Genomic DNA, 16,360 nt, shown 5'->3' on the forward strand with positions numbered 1-16,360 from the left:
TCAGTTGGTGCAGGGCACCTGGGTGACCATGACCTCGCCGCCGCGGCGGGCGCGCACGGTGCAGATCTCGGGGGCCGCGCTGGGGGCGGCTTCGACCGCGCCGAGGAGCTGGCTGGTCGAGACTTCGACCTCCTCGCTTTCAGTCTCGTCGCCGACACCCACCAGTGCAAGCGTCAACGAGCCCGACGCCTGAGCCTGTGTCAGGGCGGCGATATCGCCGGGATGCGCCATGACGGTAATGGTGCGGGCCACGGTCGGGTTGTTGCGATCCTCGTCTGCGATCTGGTCGATCGCGATGATCTGGACATTCGACCGGATGAGGCGCGTCAGCCGTTCGCCTTCGCGGCCATTGCCGGTCCAGTAGACATCGACACGGTCGCCGGGACGCAGGAAACCGGACACACCCGTTGTCACGTCCACGCGCAGCGCCAGCGCCCGCATGCCCTCTTCAAGGCGCGACGCGACGCCCGCATCCGCGCCCGGCGCGGTCACCTTGGTGCGCAGCAGCGGTTCGTCCGTTTCCATCAAGCGCAAAACCGTGCGCAGTTCATCTGTGTCGGGGGGGAAGATATCTTCGAGCGAGGTGAAGGCCCCGAACGGCACGTGATCGGCGGGCCAGCGCACGGCTTCCACATCGTTCGGGCGCAGACGCTCGCCGTAGCGCACCTGGCGGGTCACCACGAAAACCTGCGTGGTGGGCACGATGGCTTCGCGCTGTTCGGCCAGCGCCGTTTGGTATTGGTCGAACCGGTCCTTGGCGACCGAGACCGCGAATGCCGCGAGGCCGACTCCGACCAGAAGGACGAGAATGAAGATCAGGCGCATCGTCGCGTTCCCCTTTGACTGCTCTCGATAATCTTGTCGTTTCTTGGTGTTGGAAGTGGGGGCAAACCGGCCACGCACTCCTTCGGTTAACGGACTGTGCCCGATGAATCGGGCGAAAAGATGGTCGCGTCTTGGATGTCTGGTGGCGCTTCAGGGCCTGTCGGAGCCACGCTTGATATCAGAAGGCCGACGGTGGGGCCGATGGCGAGCAGCCCTCGCCGCAGGATATGAACGGCGAGGGCTTCGGGCCGAATGGTTCAGCTGCCGTCACCGGCACCGTCACCCGCACCGGCACCCGCACCGGCGCCGTCTCCGAGGGTGGTGGTCAAAGCGCCGTTCGTGAAGCTGTCCTGGAGATCCATGTTGGTCATCCCGTCAGAGATGTTCGAGGAGAGGTCCTCGATCCCGCCCGAGACCACGGCCATGACGGCCAGGCCGAGGCCCACGATGGCGGCGGTCAGGACGACCCAGTCGACCGTGACGGCGCCGGACTCGTCGGAAAGAAAGGTTTTGAACTGCGAAAAGGCCATTGTCAGCACTCCTGCTCATCAGATGTCGATGTGATTGGTGAGCGGCCCGCCGGTGCGACAGATGTCGCGATCAGGCGGCCGGGTGCTTTCTGCACCGGCGCTTTGAACGCAGGGGCAGACTGGCCGGAAACCCGGGGCAGGAATGTGACGGACGCAGGTCGCGGATTGCGCCTTTCAATAGGCTTTGAATAAAAGGGCCTGTTTTGTCGGCTGCAAGACGAAAAGGGCCGCCCGGATGGGCGGCCCTTGACTGCGAATGAGCAGACGGCTCATTAGCCGTCGTTGCCAGCAGCAGGTGCCGAGAAATCAAGCCCCGAGCCATCGCCCGAGAATGTCTGATCGATCACCTGGCCGGTCAGCTGGCCGTCAATGTCGTTGGCGAGGTCTTCGACGCCGCCCGAGACGACGGCCATGACGGCGAGGCCGAGGCCCACGATGGCAGCGGTCAGCACGACCCAGTCAACGGTCACGGCGCCGGATTCGGATTTTGCGAAGTTCTTGATCAGTGCGGTCATTGGTCTTGCTCCTGTATGTCGTAGCGCGAGGCTCTTGCTTTGGTGTGGATCGGGACGAGTTCTCGGTGCCCTCACCGTTTCGATGGGGTGAATGTCGTCTCGGATCGCGGCGGGAATTGGGCGTTCATGAGATTTTAATTCGAATTCTCCGGGGTTGTTTTGCGGCCCTGCGACCGGCATGATTCCTCGAAAAGCAGGCGGGGTGCCGCGCCAAGGGGGCGGATTGCCCGGAAAACAAGGGCGTTCGGCCCGTCAGGCATAAGAGAGCAGTCTCATGGGGTATCTCGTTTCGCGGATCGGCAGGGCCGTTCTGGTGCACATCGTGGTGGCATCGGTCGCTTTGCCCGTTGCGGCACAGGAGGGCGCGGGCGGCGGGATACGTTTGATTTCGCCCCCCGGCCCTGGCCACACGGGGCCGCGCATCACGGTGCAAATCAGACCCGGCGACAATTTCACGACTCCGGCACCGGGGGCGGCGGTGGAGCCGACAGCGGCCGCAGCCCCGTCCGCACCGCGCGCAGAGGCGCCCGGGGAAGCGTCCGCGGACTGGTTCTGGTCGGCGATCAGTCCCAGCCTGCCCGCCGATCCGGGGCGGTTCTGGGCGGCCCGGGACCATCTGGCGCAAGCTGGCGAAGCGGCCGATCTGGGCGCGCCACGGCTGGACGATATGCTTCGATTGGCCGAGGCGCATGGGCGCGACTTGCTGATGGCGTCCATCGGGACCGAGATCTCACCGGCCCTTGCGCTGGCCGTGATCGCGGTCGAAAGCGCGGGGCGCGCCGAGGTGACAAGCCACGCGGGCGCTCAAGGCCTGATGCAATTGATGCCGGACACGGCGGCGCGCTTCGGGGTGGAGGATGCGTTCGACCCGCTTCAGAACATCACCGGGGGAATCGCCTATCTCGATTGGCTGATGGGGGAGTTCGACCGCGACCCGCTGCTGGTGCTGGCGGCCTATAATGCAGGCGAGGGCGCGGTACGGCGCGCAGGCGGCGTGCCCGACTACCCCGAGACGCGCAGTTACGTGCCGCGCGTTCTGGCCGCGTGGGACCTCGCGCGCAACCTGTGCCGGACGCCACCACTTCTGGTGTCGGATGGGTGTGTCTTCCAGCCGATGGCGGTTCAATAAGGCCGGATCAGGCGTCGGGGTCTGGCGGCAGTGAGCGCGTGACGCCCGATTCCGAGATCGCCACGAAGGTGAAATCGCCCTCGGTGACCATCAGATGCTCGCCCGTGCGCTGACGGCGGACCCACGCCTCGATGTGCATGGTGATCGAGGTGCGCCCGGTTCTCACGATGCTGCTGTAGACCGAGAAGAGATCACCCACGAGGACGGGCGCGTGAAAGCGCAATGCCTCGATCGCAACGGTGGCGCAGCGGCCCTGGGCCCGCTGCGCAGCCGTGGTTCCGGCGGCGATGTCCATCTGGCTGACGACCCAGCCCCCGAACACATCGCCGCCCGAGTTGGTGTCGGCGGGCATCGGCACGGTCTGAAGCGTCAGCGTGCCCGATGGCCCCGCCGGGGCGCTCGGGGCGACCTCAGACAATCGTCGCCTCGGTCGCGGCAATCATCTCGTCACGGGTGACGCCGGGGGCCAGTTCGACGATCTGCAATCCCTTGTGGGCCACGTCCAGCACACCGAGATTGGTGATGATGCGGTCCACCACGCCCTTGCCCGTCAGCGGCAAGGTGCAGTCCTTGAGGACCTTGGACTCGCCGTGCTTGTTCTGGTGGTCCATCACGACGATCACGCGGCCGACACCTGCCACGAGGTCCATCGCGCCGCCCATACCCTTCACCAGCTTTCCGGGGATCATCCAGTTGGCGAGGTCGCCCTTCTCGGACACTTCCATCGCGCCGAGGATCGCGGCGGCGATCTTGCCACCGCGGATCATGCCAAAGGATGTGGCGCTGTCGAAATAGGCGGTGCGCGGCAGTTCGGTGATCGTCTGCTTGCCGGCATTGATCAGGTCGGGGTCTTCCTCGCCCTCGAAGGGGAAGGGGCCCATGCCCAGCATGCCGTTCTCGGATTGCAGCGTGATGTCCTTGTCGCCGACATAGTTGGCCACCAGCGTCGGGATGCCGATCCCGAGGTTCACGTACATGCCGTCTTCGAGTTCCTGGGCCGCGCGGGCGGCCATCTGGTTCCGGTCCCAGCCTTTTGTTTCAGCAGACATCAGGCTTCCTCCCGCTTGCGCGTCGTGCGCTGTTCGATCCGTTTCTCGTGCTCGCCCTGCACCAGGCGGTGCACGTAGATGCCCGGCAGATGGATGTGGTCGGGGTCGAGGCTGCCCACCGGCACGATTTCCTCGACTTCCATGACGCAGACCTTGCCGCACATGGCGGCCGGCGGATTGAAGTTGCGGGCGGTCTTGCGGAAGATGCAGTTGCCGGTCTCGTCGGCCTTCCACGCCTTCACGATGGAGAGGTCGGCGAAGATGCCTTTCTCCATGATGTAGGTTTCGCCGTCGAACTCCTTGTGTTCCTTGCCCTCGGCGATGACGGTGCCCACGCCGGTCTTGGTGTAGAAACCGGGGATGCCGCAGCCGCCGGCGCGCATGCGTTCGGCCAGCGTGCCCTGCGGGTTGAATTCCAGCTCCAGCTCGCCCGAGAGGTACTGGCGCATGAACTCGGCGTTCTCACCCACGTAGGACGACATCATCTTCTTGACCTGCTTGGTCGTCAGGAGCTTGCCGAGGCCGAAATCATCGACGCCCGCATTATTGGACGCCACGGTCAGATCCTTGACGCCGGATTTGACCAGAGCGTCGATCAGAAGCTCGGGAATGCCGCAGAGGCCAAAGCCCCCCGACGCGATCAGCATGCCGTCGTGCAGAAGCCCGTCCAGGGCCTCTTCGGCGGAGCCGTAAACCTTCTTCATGGGTGTCTTTCCCCCTCTCGAAAACCGCGCGCAACGTGGCGCGGGTCGGCGGTGAAGTCAACGCGCGATGCCGCGTTGCGGCGCAGGTTCAGCCGAGGGCATCCTCCATCTCGGCGATGATCTGGGAACAATAGGCATCGAACCGCGGTCCCGGCTGCTGAAAGCCGATGCGGTGGGCCAGCGGGTCCTCGGCGGTGATGGCGCTGCCCGACAGCGCCTCGATCACGGCATGTCCGCAGAAAGGAACATGCGCCTCGGAATAGCCGCCCTCGTGGACAAGGACGAGACGCCCGTCACAGAGGTCGCTGGCCGCCGCCATGACCATCTCGGTCATCTCGCGGAAGGTGTTGGACCCGGCCAGCATGCGGGAAAGCGGGTCGACGCCCGAGGCGTCGAAGCCGCAGGCGACGATGATCGCGTCGGGTTGAAAGGCCTGTAGCTGCGGGATGACCAGCCGTTCCATCGCTTCGATGTAACACCTGTGGCCGCCGCCCGGCGGGAGCGGGATGTTGAGGTTGTAGCCCTCGCCCGCCCCCGTGCCGCGATCCTCGAAAGCGCCGCTGTCGGCGGGGTAATTGCGTTCCTGGTGGAGCGAAATGGTCAGCACGTCGTCGCGGTCGTAAAAGATCGCCTCGGTGCCGTTGCCATGGTGCACGTCCCAGTCGATGACCGCGACGCGGTCAACCATGCGCGCATCGAAAGCCGCTTCGACCGCGATGGCGATATTGGCGAGCAGGCAGAAGCCGTTCGGGAAATCAGGCAGGCAGTGGTGCCCGGGCGGCCGCGACAGGGCATAGGCATTGTCCAGATCGCCCTGAAGCACCGCGAAGAGGGCGGATTTGGCAAGGCCCGCCGAGAGCGACGCGGTATCGAACCCGTCGGGGCCGAACGGGGTGCGCAAGCCCAACTCGCCACCGCCCGATGCCGCCGCCTCGCGGAAGGCGTCCACATATTCGGGCGGATGCACGCGGAGCAGGTCAGCCTCCGTCACCGGATCGGCCGAGCGGGCATCCAGCTCTGCCAGCAGGCCGGTCACGTCGAGCAGGTTCTTCAAGCGCCGCTTGGTCTCGGGGTTCTCGGGCAGGCCCCCGGCCGCGGCGGGCTGGACCAGGCCGCCGACCGGAAGCAGGAAGGCGTAGTTGCCGCCCGAGTGCCAGAAACAGCGTTCGTCCCAGAAAAATCCCGTGCGCATATGGCCCTCCTGCGGTGTTTCGCGGACTATGCCGCCGGGTCGGGGGCGCTGCAATGGGCGATCCGGGCCTGTGGATGGATCGGGAGAAACCGCAGGATATGGCAAGAGATCTGCCGGATTTGAGCCATCTGGTGGTGGAGGGGCGCGAGATTTCGCTGCGCGTCACGCCCAAGGCGGCGCGCGACCGGATCGAGATGGGCGAGGGCGGCACGGTCCGCGTTCATGTCACGGCGATTCCCGACAAGGGCGCGGCGAACGCCGCCGTCCTGAAGCTGCTGGCCAAGGCCATGGGCGTGCCCAAGTCGCGGCTGGAGATCGTGCGCGGCGCGACATCGCGCGACAAGGTGGTGCGGGTCGGGTGACGGGTTGCGGGACGGTGCGAAAGCTGCTGCTCTGCCACGATGAGTGATCCGACAGACCAAGACCTCGCCGCGCGCTACCGACCACGTCTGGAAGCGGAAAGGGCGACCCTGCTGGCCTCGTCCGACGAAACGCGCGACGCCCGAAAACCTGTGGAACTGGATCAGCAATCCGTTGGGCGGCTCAGCCGGATGGACGCGTTGCAAGGGCAGGCCATGGCCAAGGGGCTGGAAGCGCGCCGCGCCGGTCGCCTTCGCGCCATCGACGCGGCGCTGGGGCGGATCGATGAGGGCGAGTTTGGCTGGTGCGAGGATTGCGGCGAGTTCATCGGCACGCGGCGACTGGATGTCGATCCTTGCGTGACGCGCTGCGTGTCCTGCGCCTCATGAGCGGTCACTCGTCGCTTTCCATCCTTAACCGGTAGACGCCCTCGGGCAGGTCGAGCGCCGCGGCCAGTTCCTGCAATTGCGCCATGGAAAACGTGACCTTCTGCACCCGGTCGGTCCGCGGGTCGAGTTGTTCGACCGTCACGCATTCCTCGAAGGCGGTGATGGTGACGTCCTCTTGCAAAGGCGTTTCGCCTTCATCGACGAGGGTGACGACCGTGGCGTCGAAATCGTGCTCGATGGTGAACATGGGGCCAGCCTAGGGGCGGGCGCGGCGTTCGTCCAGCGCCTCGCGGCGGAGATGACGCCGGTAGAGCCAGGGCGCCGCGATCCGGTTATAGGCCAGCTCGGCCAAAGGCCGGATCACGGGAAGGTTCACCGCGCGGGCCATCCAGCCCATGCCGGGAAGGGTGCCCCAGATCCGGGCGAAGGCCGGAACGCCCGAGATGATGCGCCCGTCGGGCAGGCGGGCATGCACGCGGCGCTTGGCCTGGTCCGGGGTCAGGTGCCATGCGGCAAGGTCGGTCTGGTTCAGGTCGTCGAACACCAAGGGGGCCTGCGCGGCTTCGGCCTTGGCGCGGTAAAGCGCGATCTCGGCGCGGCAGATCGGGCAGCGATCATTGTAGAGAATGCGAACCGGTTCCATGCCATGCGAGGTAGGTGATCGTTCGTGTTTGGACAGGTCCGGCTGACCACAAGCGCGTGAGCACGCTGGACGGCGTGGTGTCGTCGCCCAATCTTGTCGCCCATGACGACGGGACTTCGAGCCATGCACCGGGCGGCAGCGGCCCTGCTGATCGTGGGGATTGCGGCCTGCGTGCCTGTCGCGCCGCCGATGCCTGCGCCGGAGCCCGCTGTTGCCCCGGCGCCCATCCTCTCGCCGCAGGACGTGGTTGCGGTCACCCGCCGGGTAGAGCCCGTGGCCGAGGCCGTCTGCCGCGCCGAGACACCGGACCAGCCCTGCGATTTCCGCATCCTGCTGGATGGCGATCCTCGCAACGGGGTCAACGCCTTCCAGACCTCGGATCGGGCCGGGATGCCCGTGATCCTGATCACGGTGGGCCTGTTGGCCGATATGCGAAACGCCGATGAGCTGGCCTTCGTGATCGGTCATGAGGCGGGGCATCATATCGCGCGGCACCGCGATCGCCGCGCCCGATCGGCGGCCGAGGGGGCACGCATCCTCGGGGGGCTTGCGGCGGCGCGCGGTGCGGACCGGCAAACGGTGATCGAGGCGGCGGAACTGGGTGCGTTCGTCGGTGCGCGGCGCTACTCTCAAACGGCAGAGCTTGAGGCAGACGCCATCGGCACCCTCATCGCCTACGAGGCCGGGTTCAACCCGGTCCAGGGGGCCCGGGTCTTTACCCGCCTGCCGGACCCCGGCGATCAGCTTCTGGCGACCCATCCCCCCAATGCCAACCGGATCGAGATCGTGCGTCGCACCCTGGCGCAATTGCGCGCCGGTTGAGCCCCGGACCGGGCCTTGATCTGCGTCAAGGCGCTTTGACGACAGTTTTCTAGGGTGCCCCGGACCGGCGGGAAACGCGTGCGGTCTGGTATTGCCGACAGAACGGGAGGGTTCGCTCCATGCCTGGCAAGAAGACGTTTCAGGAACATGATGCATTGATGTCGAGCATGGCATCGACCCTCGGGGCCGATCTCGACGAGGCGGAACTGCGCGGGGATCTCCCCCCGGACGAGCGTTTGGACATGCTGCTCGTCTGTACCGGATGCACCGATCCGGAGGGCTGCAAGGACTGGTTGCAGAGAACCGGCAGCGCCGAAAATGCACCCACCTATTGCCGCAACGGAGAACGCCTGAAGGACTTGGCGACGCGCTGAGACCCCCGAATTCGCGATCCTGCCATCGCTGTCCGTCGGAGAGGACATTTCCCCATGGTTGAAGAACAGATCCACAAGCTGGGCGATGAAAAGCGCCACTACTGGCTGGCGCTTGGCATGGCGAATGCCTCGGGTGCCGATCTGCAACGGGCGCTGGAAGAAGGGCGGATCAGCCATGCGGACTGGGCCGGCGTGGTCCAGCGTTGCCGCAGTTGCGCCTGGACCGAAGGCTGCGATTGCTGGCTCAAGGCGCAGCAACCCGGCGCAACGGATGTCCCGCGCGCCTGTCCCAATGTCGCGTTTTTCGACCGCGTGCTTGGCGGTCAGTCCGGGGACTGAGCCGCGCCGGTTTCGGCGTAGCACCAGCGGCGGGCGTCCGGCGTCGTGCCGACCTCTTCCCAGGAAATGACCGGCAGATCGTAGGGATGGCTGCGCTGGATCGCGGCCACCAGATCCGCGCGGCGTTCCGGCGTGGTCTTGGCGACAAGTGTCACCTCCGTGTCCTCTTCGATCTGCCCTTGCCAGTGAAACAGGCTGACCACGCCGGGCGTGATGTTCACACAGGCGGCGAGGCGCGCGGTCAGAACCTCGCGTGCGATCTCACGGGCCTGATCGAGATTGGCGCAGGTGGTCGTGACATGGATCATGGGCAGCCTCCCCCGGGGTGAACGACAAAGCAACGGACCAGTGCAGAGTTGCATCGCTGACGCGCAATGCAAGCCCCAGAAACTTGTCGCTGCGAGGATGCCACCCCTAGCCGAGGCGTTTGCCCCAGAGGTCGTATTCGCTGGCCTCGTCCACCTCGACCTCGACGAAATCGCCGGGCGACAGGCCCTCGACCCCTTCGTCGATGAAAAGGTTGCCGTCGATCTCGGGCGCGTCGGCCATGGTGCGGCAGGTGGCGCCATCCTCGTCGATCTCGTCCACCAGAACGGTCATGCGCTGGCCGACCTTGGCCGCAAGCTTGGCCTCGGAAATGGCCTGCGCCTTTGCCATGAAGCGGTGCCAACGCTCTTCCTTGACCTCTTCGGGCACGTGATCGGGCAGCGCGTTGGAGCGCGCGCCCCCGACGTTCTCGTATTTGAAGCAGCCAACGCGATCGAGTTGCGCCTCATCCATCCAGTCGAGCAGCGTCTGGAATTCCTCCTCGGTCTCGCCGGGATAGCCGACGATGAAGGTGGAGCGCAGCGTGATGCCCGGGCAGTCACGGCGCCACGCGGCGATCTCGTCCAGCGTGCGCGAGGCGGCGGCGGGCCGCGCCATGCGTTTCAGCGTGTCGGGATGGGCGTGCTGGAACGGGATGTCGAGATAGGGCAGCAGCCCGTTCGACGGGTCAGCCATCAGCGGGATCAGGTCGCGCACATGGGGATAAGGGTAGACATAATGCAGGCGTACCCAAGCCCCGAGCTTGGATAACTCTGTGGAAAGGTCGAGGATCGGAAACTTGCTCTCGCGCCCTTTCCAATCCGTGCCATAGGCCGAGGTGTCCTGGCTGATGACCAGCAGTTCCTTCACCCCGGCGGCGACCAGTTTCTCGGCCTCGCGCGTCACGGCCGCGACCGGGCGCGACGCAAGGCGACCGCGCATGTCGGGGATGATGCAGAACTTGCACTTGTGATCGCAGCCCTCCGAGATCTTGAGGTAGCTGTAATGACGTGGTGTCAGCGACACGCCCGTGGCCGGCAGCAGGTCCACGAACGGGTCGGGGTCGGGCGGCACGGCGGCATGCACCGCGTCCAGCACCTGCTCGTACTGGTGCGGGCCGGTGACAGCCAGAACCTTGGGATGCGCGCCGGTAATGTAGTCGGGTTCCGCGCCCAGGCAGCCGGTGACGATGACGCGGCCATTCTGGGTCAGCGCCTCGCCGATGGCCTCGAGGCTTTCGGCCTTGGCGCTGTCGAGGAACCCGCAGGTGTTCACGATCACCGCGTCGGCCCCGGCATAGTCGGGGCTGATCGCATACCCCTCGGCGCGCAGCCGGGTCAGGATGCGTTCGCTGTCCACCAGCGCCTTGGGACAGCCAAGCGAGACCATGCCGATGGTCGGCTGGCCGGGGCGGGGGGCCTCGGTGATGCGGGCGCGGGGCGCGAGATCGGGGCGCAGGTCGGGTGGGTTCGTGCTCATGCGCTGCCCATACTGGCTTCGACGCGCTGCGGAAAGGGGTTTGGCGGTCGGCGGCGGGCCGCCGCCGGTCGAAAATTCACGCGTGTCAGGGATGCAAGGGCCCGCAGTTTGTGGCTAACTGGCGAAAACGGAAGGGCGAGCAGGGCAGATGCGCTGGATCATCAGGTCAATCGTGGGCGTCATGATTTTGGCGCTGGTCGGGGTGTCGACGCTTTTCGTGGTGCCGACGGAACGGATCGCCACGCTGGCCACCGACCGCATCGCCGAGGCCACGGGCCGCGAGGTGGTGGTCACGGGCGATGTGCGCCCGACGCTCTGGCCGCATCTGGGGATCCGGGCCGAGGGGCTGCGCGTGGGCAACCCCGATTGGGTCGAGGCCGGGCCACTGATCGCCGCCGAGCGCCTGGATGTCGGCGTCAACTGGAGCGCGCTTTTTTCCGGCCAGATCCAGTTGGAGCGCGCGGAGCTGATCGGCCCGGAGATTGTCTTGCAGCGGGGCGCGGATGGCCGCGTCAGTTGGGATTTCAGCGCCGGAGAGATCGCGGACGCCGCCGAGGCGCAGGTCGCCGCGGATGAGGCCGCCGGTGAAGGCGGGCTGCCCGCCATCGGGTTCGAACGCGCCGTCATATCGGATGGCCGCCTGCGCTGGATCGACGAGGGTGCGGGGCAGGACATCACGATTGCCGGTCTGGACGCGGAACTCTCGGTGCCGGGGGGCGAGGCGCGCGCAACCCTTTCCGGGTCGGCGAACGTGAACGGCGCGGACCTGGCGATCGAGGCCGCCGTCGACGGATTGGCCGGGTTGATCGCAGGCGAGGTGCGGGGCGCGGTGCTGGCGCTGGATTGGGACGGGGGCGAAGCGGGCTTTGACGGGCGCGTCTCGACCGCGCCGGCCCTGGCTGGCGACGTCACGCTGGACGCCCGCGAGCTTGGACCGATCTTGGCGCTGGCCGGCACCGCAGCGCCCGATCTGCCGCAGGGCCTTGGCCGCGACCGCATCCGGGCCACAGGGCGCGTTACCCTGACGAACGAGGGCACGGCGCATCTGCGCAGCGGGCAAATCACGCTGGATGACAATACGCTCTATGCGGAACTGGACATCACGCAGGGGGCCGACCGCCCCATGGTGCGTGGCGCAATCTCTGGCGGGCGGTTGAGCTTGCCCGGCATGGGGGGCGCTGACGCAGCGGGCGGTGGTGGCGGGGATACTGCCGCGGGCTGGCCGACCGACAGGATCGACGTCAGCGGCCTTTTCGCGACGGATGCCGAGTTGTCGCTGGCGTTGGGCGCGCTCGACCTCGGGGGCGCGGTTCTGGAACCGGTCGAGAGCAACATCACCCTGACCCGGGGCCGGCTGGTGTTCGATATCGCGCGGATCGGCTCCTATGGCGGACGGCTCGCCGGGCAGTTCGTCGTCAACGGGCGGGGCGGGTTGTCGGTGGGCGGTGACCTTTTGCTGGCCGATGTGCAGTTGAACCCGCTTCTGACAGATTTTGCCGATTGGGATCGGCTTGAAGGGTCGGGCAGTGCCAGCCTCGAATTCCTGGGGGTGGGCAATGACCTCGCCACGATCATGGACGGGTTGGAGGGGCGCGGCGACCTTGCCTTTGGCGCAGGCGCGATCCGCGGCTTCGACCTTGCGGGCATGGTCCGAAACCTCGACACCTCCTACCAGGGCGAGGGGCAGCGCACGGTCTACGACCGGGTCACGGCAGAGTTCACGATCGCCGACGGCATCCTCGAGAACGAGGACCTGTTCCTCGATGCGCCTTGGGGCGAGGTGCGCGGCGCGGGGTCGGTCGACCTTGGGGCGCAGACGCTGGACTACCGCGTCATTCCCGGCGTGATGCGCGACGCGGAGGGCGTGGCCGGTGTGCAGGTGCCCGTGCTGATCTCGGGGCCGTGGAGCAGCCCGCGCATCCGGCCAGACCTCGAATACCTCGCCCAGCAGGAGTTGGAGGAACAGCGCGAAAGGCTGGAGGCCGAGGCCCGCGCCCGTCTCGAAGAAGAAGCGGACCGGCTGGAGGAAGAGGCGCGCACCCGCGCGAACGAGGCGCTTGGCCTTGATATCCAGGACGGCGACGGGCGCGAAGAGATCGAAGCGCAGGTGCAGGAACGGGTCAACGAAGAGATCGAGAACCAGTTGCTGCGGATCTTCGGCGGATCTCCCGATGAAGAGCAGGCGGAAGAGGTGGTCGAGTGATGATGACGGCAACACGCGCCGGGGTCCTGGCCCTGACATTGGTCTTGGCCGGATGTGGCGGCGGGCTTTTCGGGGGCGACGGGCCGGAGACCACGCAGGCCCGGATGACGTCGGAGCTCTACCCCGGTGAGACACCTGAAATGCGGCGCCTGGTCCGGCGATATGCCGAGGTGCATGACATCCCCGAGGCGCTGTTGCACCGGGTGATCCAGCGCGAAAGCGACTATCGCGCCAATGCGCGCAACGGCCCTTACTGGGGGCTGATGCAGATCCTGCCGCAAACGGCGCGGACGATGGGGCATAGCGGCCCGCCCGAGGACCTGCTCGACCCGGAAGTGAACCTGCAATACGCGGGCCGCTACCTGCGCGGCGCGTGGCTGGTCTCGGACGGGAATATCGACGAAGCGGTGATGTGGTATGCGCGCGGCTATTACTACGAGGCGCGCAACCGGTGCATGCTGGTCGAAACCGGCCTGAACGACCGCGAAATCGCCCGCCACTGCCGCTGAGACGTCAGGCCAGCCGGGTCCATACGGGTGCGGGGAGGTCTTCGCGGAAGGCGAAGCGTTGGAGGTGGGAGCAGATGACGGTTTGGCCGCAGTCGAGGCCCTCGGCGTCGTCGGCGGTGATCGAGATATCCAGCGCCCCGCCCTCGGCAGCGAGATCGGCGCGCGCCATGGGGAAGGTCACGACACCGCGCGCTGCGTCGAAGCTGACCTCGCATTTATGGGCGAAATGCTTGCAGAGCTGTTGCAGGTAACCGCTGGCTTTTTCCGTTTGAATACGGGTGGTTGAGTGCATGATTGGTCCTTAATCTGAGTGTTTCACTCAAGATAAGGGACTGCCCCCCGAAAGCGCAAGGAAAAGCCCCGCCGCAATTCCGCACACGGGCCTGTTCGTTTCTTTGCGCCCGCGCGCCGGGGGGCCGCCAGCCTGTCGAGATGCGCCTGAATGGACACGTCACACCCCGTACACATCCTGTACACAGCCCGTACATACGCCGCGCATCGAGGCCGGGGCGGCGATAGCCCTTGCGCCATGCGTCTGTGCGGCCATGATCGGGCGTATGACGAGTATCGAGATTTATCGCCCCGGCATCGCCGAGGTGAAAGGCGGCAAGGAGTGGAGCGCGCTGGAGGCTGACCTGTTGGCTGAATGCAGGTTGGGACGGATGGCTGTGCTTCCGAGCAAGGAGGAGCTGCCGCCGGATTGTTCCGACCCCGACCGCCGGGTGCGCGCGGGGCTGATCCGCTACCTGATGCTGGGCGGCTGCGAGGACGGCCCGCGCCCGCACCCCACGGGTGTCTGGATTAGGGGCGGCTGGATCGACGGGGTGCTGGACCTTGAAAGCTGCAAAACCCCGCTGGACTTGGGGCTGGAGAACTGCCGCCTGCCGGAGCGCGCCAATTTGCATGCTGCGCGGATCGGGGCGCTGTACCTGCCCGGTTGCGCTGCGCCGCAGGGGCTGGATCTGCAACGGCTGACCACACGCGGGGATGTGCATCTGCGCGAGGGGTTCAAGGCCGGCGCGGGGATGGATCTTGCCGCTGCGCGGATCGGTGGACAGTTTTCCTGCGCTGGCGGTGCCTTCGAGGCGTCGGAAGGCGAGGCGCTGAATTGCAACGGTGCGCAGATCGGTGCTTCTGTTTTTCTATGCGACAAGTTCCGGGCGATGGCGGAGGTGAATTTCGGCCGTGCCGAGATCGGCGGGCAATTGAACTGCACCGGCGGGGCCTTCGAGGCGGCGGAGGGCCGGGCGCTGAATTGCGACGCCGCGCGGATCGGGGCGGATGTGATCCTGCGCGCTGATCCGGAGCATCCAGACAAGCCATTCCTTGCGGTCGGACGAGTCAATTTCACGCGGGCCGACGTCGTGGGGGTCTTGTTGGTCAATGGGGCCGAAATCAAGGCTGGAATTACCTTTCACTCGGCCCGTATCGGCCATGGCCTGTTCTGGAAGAAGGTCACCGGGGCGCGGGAACTAATCGACTTGACCGAGGCACGGGTCAGGTCGTTACATGATGACCGAGCAAGTTGGGAGGGCGTGGGCCGACTGATCCTTGACGGGTTCCGCTATGACCGGATCGACGGGTCGATGTCGGTGGCCGAGCGGATCGCGTGGCTGGGCCGGGCGGCGCATCGGCCTCGCGTTTGCGCCCCCGGCGCGCCGGATCACCTGAAAGGCCCGGATTTCGACCCGCAGCCGCATGTGCAGCTTGCCACGGTCCTGAGGGCGCAGGGCAACCGCGACGGTGCGGCGCGGGTGCTGGTGGACCGCGAAACACGGCAGCGGCGCGCCTCCCGCCTGCGCGCCCATGCGCGGCTGGACGGGACGTGGCGCACGGCATGGCAATCCTTGCAGGCCAACCTGAAAGCGCCTGTCGATTTCCTGTTCTGGTTGCTGGCGGGCTATGGCCACCGCCCGGCGCGGGCGCTTGGGGTCTCGCTCGTGCTGGTCCTGCTGGCCTCGGGTCTTGCGCATTTCACCTACGCGGCCGGGCAGTTCGCGCCGAATTCCGATGTCGTGCTGACCTCCGCCGATTGGCTTGGCGCGGTGGCGGCGCATGCGGCGGGGGATGCGCGGATGCCGGTGCAGATCTGGCAGGAGACCAGCCCGACGGCGCAGGATTACGAGACGTTCCAGCCGCTGCTTTACGGGTTGGACCTGTTCATCCCGCTCGACGCGCTGGGGCAGGAGGAGGCGTGGCGCCCCAGCACCGAACGCGGGGTGTTGGGCGAGGTCGCCTTCTACTCGCGTTGGTTTTTCCAGGGGGCGGGCTGGATCATCACCGCGCTGGCGGCGGCGGTGCTGACCGGCCTTGTCGGGCGGCGCGACTGACGCCGCCCGTGTCTGTGCCGTGGCTCAGCGCTTGCGGTCGCGGCGGCTGCTCATCGGCTGAAACGCGACGCCGACATGGGCCTCGCAATAGGGTTTGCCCTGCTGCACGGGCAGGCCGCAGAAGTAGAAATCATCCGTGGCCGGGTCGCCGATGGGCCATTTGCAGGTCCGCTCGGTCAGTTCCATCAGCGTCAGGCGCTTGGCGTGGCGTTCGACCTCGGATTGCTTGGCCAGCGCCTCGGGGCTGATCTCGTTGGCCGAGGGCTGCGGCGGCAGGGGTTGGCCGGCGGGCACGATCGTCTTGCGGATGGGCGTGACGTTCGAGGGGCGCGGCGCGGGGTCTGCGACAGGCTCGGGCTTGGCGGCGGGTTCGGCCGCGGCGGGCGCGGGTTCCGGCTTGGGCTCGGGCTTTTTCGCGGGTTTCGGCGCGGCCTGCTTGGGCTCGGCCTCTTTCGCGGCGGGTTTCACGGTCGTGCCGCCGCCGCCCGAGCGGTTGGACAGGCCAAGGCGATGGACCTTGCCGATCACGGCATTGCGCGTGACGCCGCCCAATTCCTTGGCGATCTGGCTTGCCGATTGGCCTTCGCCCCACATCTTCTTCAGAAGCTCGACCCGTTCCTCGGTCCAGGACATGCGTGTTCCTCGCTCTTGCGCGCTTTTTC

Annotated in this window: 22 protein-coding genes; 9 read left to right on the plus strand and 13 right to left on the minus strand. The window is 66.7% G+C overall.

Translation table 11 applies throughout. The features are described 5' to 3' along the window. From cpaB to ABD923_RS01270, 3 genes are all read right to left on the minus strand, one after another. Positions 1–825: a Flp pilus assembly protein CpaB gene (gene cpaB, locus ABD923_RS01260; protein WP_259547120.1), complete on the minus strand. Its 825-nt coding sequence runs from the start codon at positions 823–825 to the stop codon at positions 1–3. 257 nt (positions 826–1,082) lie between these two features. After that, positions 1,083–1,355: a hypothetical protein gene (locus ABD923_RS01265; protein WP_259547119.1), complete on the minus strand. Its 273-nt coding sequence runs from the start codon at positions 1,353–1,355 to the stop codon at positions 1,083–1,085. A gap of 272 nt (positions 1,356–1,627) precedes the next feature. After that, positions 1,628–1,870, minus strand: coding sequence for a hypothetical protein (locus ABD923_RS01270; RefSeq protein WP_259547118.1), 243 nt, complete (start codon positions 1,868–1,870; stop codon positions 1,628–1,630). A 274-nt stretch (positions 1,871–2,144) separates the two neighbouring features. On the opposite strand from ABD923_RS01270, the gene ABD923_RS01275 reads away from it, so the two are divergent. After that, entirely contained in the window at positions 2,145–2,999 is an 855-nt protein-coding gene (locus ABD923_RS01275; RefSeq protein ID WP_259547117.1) for a lytic transglycosylase domain-containing protein, read from the plus strand. Positions 3,000–3,006: 7 nt separating this feature from the next. Here ABD923_RS01275 and ABD923_RS01280 read toward each other — a convergent pair whose 3' ends face one another. From ABD923_RS01280 to ABD923_RS01295, 4 genes are all read right to left on the minus strand, one after another. After that, positions 3,007–3,417, minus strand: a complete 411-nt coding sequence (locus ABD923_RS01280) for an acyl-CoA thioesterase (RefSeq protein WP_259547116.1) — start codon at positions 3,415–3,417, stop codon at positions 3,007–3,009. After that, the gene (locus ABD923_RS01285) at positions 3,410–4,048 is read right to left on the minus strand and encodes a 3-oxoacid CoA-transferase subunit B (protein WP_259547115.1); all 639 of its coding nucleotides are present in this window, start codon (positions 4,046–4,048) and stop codon (positions 3,410–3,412) included. The genes ABD923_RS01280 and ABD923_RS01285 overlap by 8 nt, the downstream gene beginning before the upstream one ends. Continuing rightward, positions 4,048–4,752, minus strand: coding sequence for a CoA transferase subunit A (locus tag ABD923_RS01290; protein WP_259547114.1), 705 nt, complete (start codon positions 4,750–4,752; stop codon positions 4,048–4,050). The genes ABD923_RS01285 and ABD923_RS01290 overlap by 1 nt, the downstream gene beginning before the upstream one ends. Positions 4,753–4,840: 88 nt before the next feature. Continuing rightward, positions 4,841–5,944, minus strand: coding sequence for a class II histone deacetylase (locus ABD923_RS01295; protein ID WP_259547113.1), 1,104 nt, complete (start codon positions 5,942–5,944; stop codon positions 4,841–4,843). 98 nt (positions 5,945–6,042) lie between these two features. Between ABD923_RS01295 and ABD923_RS01300 the strand changes: the two genes are divergently transcribed. After that, positions 6,043–6,306 (plus strand): DUF167 domain-containing protein, encoded by a 264-nt coding sequence (locus tag ABD923_RS01300; protein ID WP_259547111.1) that lies wholly within the window; start codon positions 6,043–6,045, stop codon positions 6,304–6,306. 39 nt (positions 6,307–6,345) lie between these two features. Then, positions 6,346–6,693 (plus strand): TraR/DksA family transcriptional regulator, encoded by a 348-nt coding sequence (locus ABD923_RS01305; RefSeq protein WP_259547110.1) that lies wholly within the window; start codon positions 6,346–6,348, stop codon positions 6,691–6,693. A gap of 4 nt (positions 6,694–6,697) precedes the next feature. On the opposite strand, the gene ABD923_RS01310 is transcribed toward ABD923_RS01305, so the two are convergent. Together ABD923_RS01310 and ABD923_RS01315 are read right to left on the minus strand one after the other, a co-directional pair. Beyond that, a complete protein-coding gene (locus ABD923_RS01310; RefSeq protein WP_222189101.1) occupies positions 6,698–6,940 on the minus strand; it encodes a hypothetical protein in 243 nt (80 codons plus the stop codon). Between the two features lie 9 nt (positions 6,941–6,949). Further along, positions 6,950–7,336 carry a thiol-disulfide oxidoreductase DCC family protein gene (locus tag ABD923_RS01315; protein ID WP_259547108.1) on the minus strand — a complete coding sequence of 129 codons (387 nt, stop codon included), beginning with the start codon at positions 7,334–7,336 and terminating at the stop codon, positions 6,950–6,952. Positions 7,337–7,438: 102 nt separating this feature from the next. Between ABD923_RS01315 and ABD923_RS01320 the strand changes: the two genes are divergently transcribed. The 3 genes from ABD923_RS01320 (at position 7,439) to ABD923_RS01330 (ending at position 8,871) form a co-directional block, all read left to right on the plus strand. Beyond that, a complete protein-coding gene (locus ABD923_RS01320) occupies positions 7,439–8,158 on the plus strand; it encodes a M48 family metallopeptidase (protein ID WP_259547106.1) in 720 nt (239 codons plus the stop codon). 119 nt (positions 8,159–8,277) lie between these two features. Further along, positions 8,278–8,532, plus strand: coding sequence for a DUF6455 family protein (locus ABD923_RS01325; protein ID WP_259547104.1), 255 nt, complete (start codon positions 8,278–8,280; stop codon positions 8,530–8,532). A 54-nt stretch (positions 8,533–8,586) separates the two neighbouring features. Continuing rightward, the gene (locus ABD923_RS01330) at positions 8,587–8,871 is read left to right on the plus strand and encodes a DUF6455 family protein (protein ID WP_259547103.1); all 285 of its coding nucleotides are present in this window, start codon (positions 8,587–8,589) and stop codon (positions 8,869–8,871) included. On the opposite strand, the gene cutA is transcribed toward ABD923_RS01330, so the two are convergent. Continuing rightward, positions 8,856–9,179, minus strand: a complete 324-nt coding sequence (cutA, locus tag ABD923_RS01335) for a divalent-cation tolerance protein CutA (protein WP_259547102.1) — start codon at positions 9,177–9,179, stop codon at positions 8,856–8,858. The genes ABD923_RS01330 and cutA overlap by 16 nt on opposite strands. Positions 9,180–9,285: 106 nt before the next feature. Beyond that, positions 9,286–10,656, minus strand: coding sequence for a 30S ribosomal protein S12 methylthiotransferase RimO (gene rimO / locus ABD923_RS01340; RefSeq protein WP_259547101.1), 1,371 nt, complete (start codon positions 10,654–10,656; stop codon positions 9,286–9,288). A gap of 148 nt (positions 10,657–10,804) precedes the next feature. On the opposite strand from rimO, the gene ABD923_RS01345 reads away from it, so the two are divergent. Further along, the gene (locus ABD923_RS01345) at positions 10,805–12,859 is read left to right on the plus strand and encodes an AsmA family protein (RefSeq protein WP_345229389.1); all 2,055 of its coding nucleotides are present in this window, start codon (positions 10,805–10,807) and stop codon (positions 12,857–12,859) included. Continuing rightward, complete coding sequence (locus ABD923_RS01350; RefSeq protein ID WP_259547099.1) at positions 12,859–13,368, plus strand: transglycosylase SLT domain-containing protein; 510 nt, start codon at positions 12,859–12,861, stop codon at positions 13,366–13,368. The genes ABD923_RS01345 and ABD923_RS01350 overlap by 1 nt, the downstream gene beginning before the upstream one ends. 4 nt (positions 13,369–13,372) lie before the next feature. On the opposite strand, the gene ABD923_RS01355 is transcribed toward ABD923_RS01350, so the two are convergent. Continuing rightward, complete coding sequence (locus tag ABD923_RS01355; RefSeq protein WP_259547098.1) at positions 13,373–13,660, minus strand: DUF2218 domain-containing protein; 288 nt, start codon at positions 13,658–13,660, stop codon at positions 13,373–13,375. Between the two features lie 265 nt (positions 13,661–13,925). Here ABD923_RS01355 and ABD923_RS01360 point away from each other — a divergent pair, with 265 nt between their 5' ends. Next, entirely contained in the window at positions 13,926–15,698 is a 1,773-nt protein-coding gene (locus tag ABD923_RS01360; protein WP_259547097.1) for a hypothetical protein, read from the plus strand. A 24-nt stretch (positions 15,699–15,722) separates the two neighbouring features. Here the strand turns inward: ABD923_RS01360 and ABD923_RS01365 are convergent, their stop codons facing one another. Further along, positions 15,723–16,331 (minus strand): GcrA family cell cycle regulator, encoded by a 609-nt coding sequence (locus ABD923_RS01365; protein WP_222189091.1) that lies wholly within the window; start codon positions 16,329–16,331, stop codon positions 15,723–15,725. Positions 16,332–16,360 lie beyond the last annotated feature (29 nt).

Source organism: [Roseibacterium] beibuensis (assembly GCF_039542305.1).
Taxonomy (GTDB): domain Bacteria; phylum Pseudomonadota; class Alphaproteobacteria; order Rhodobacterales; family Rhodobacteraceae; genus Roseibacterium; species Roseibacterium beibuensis.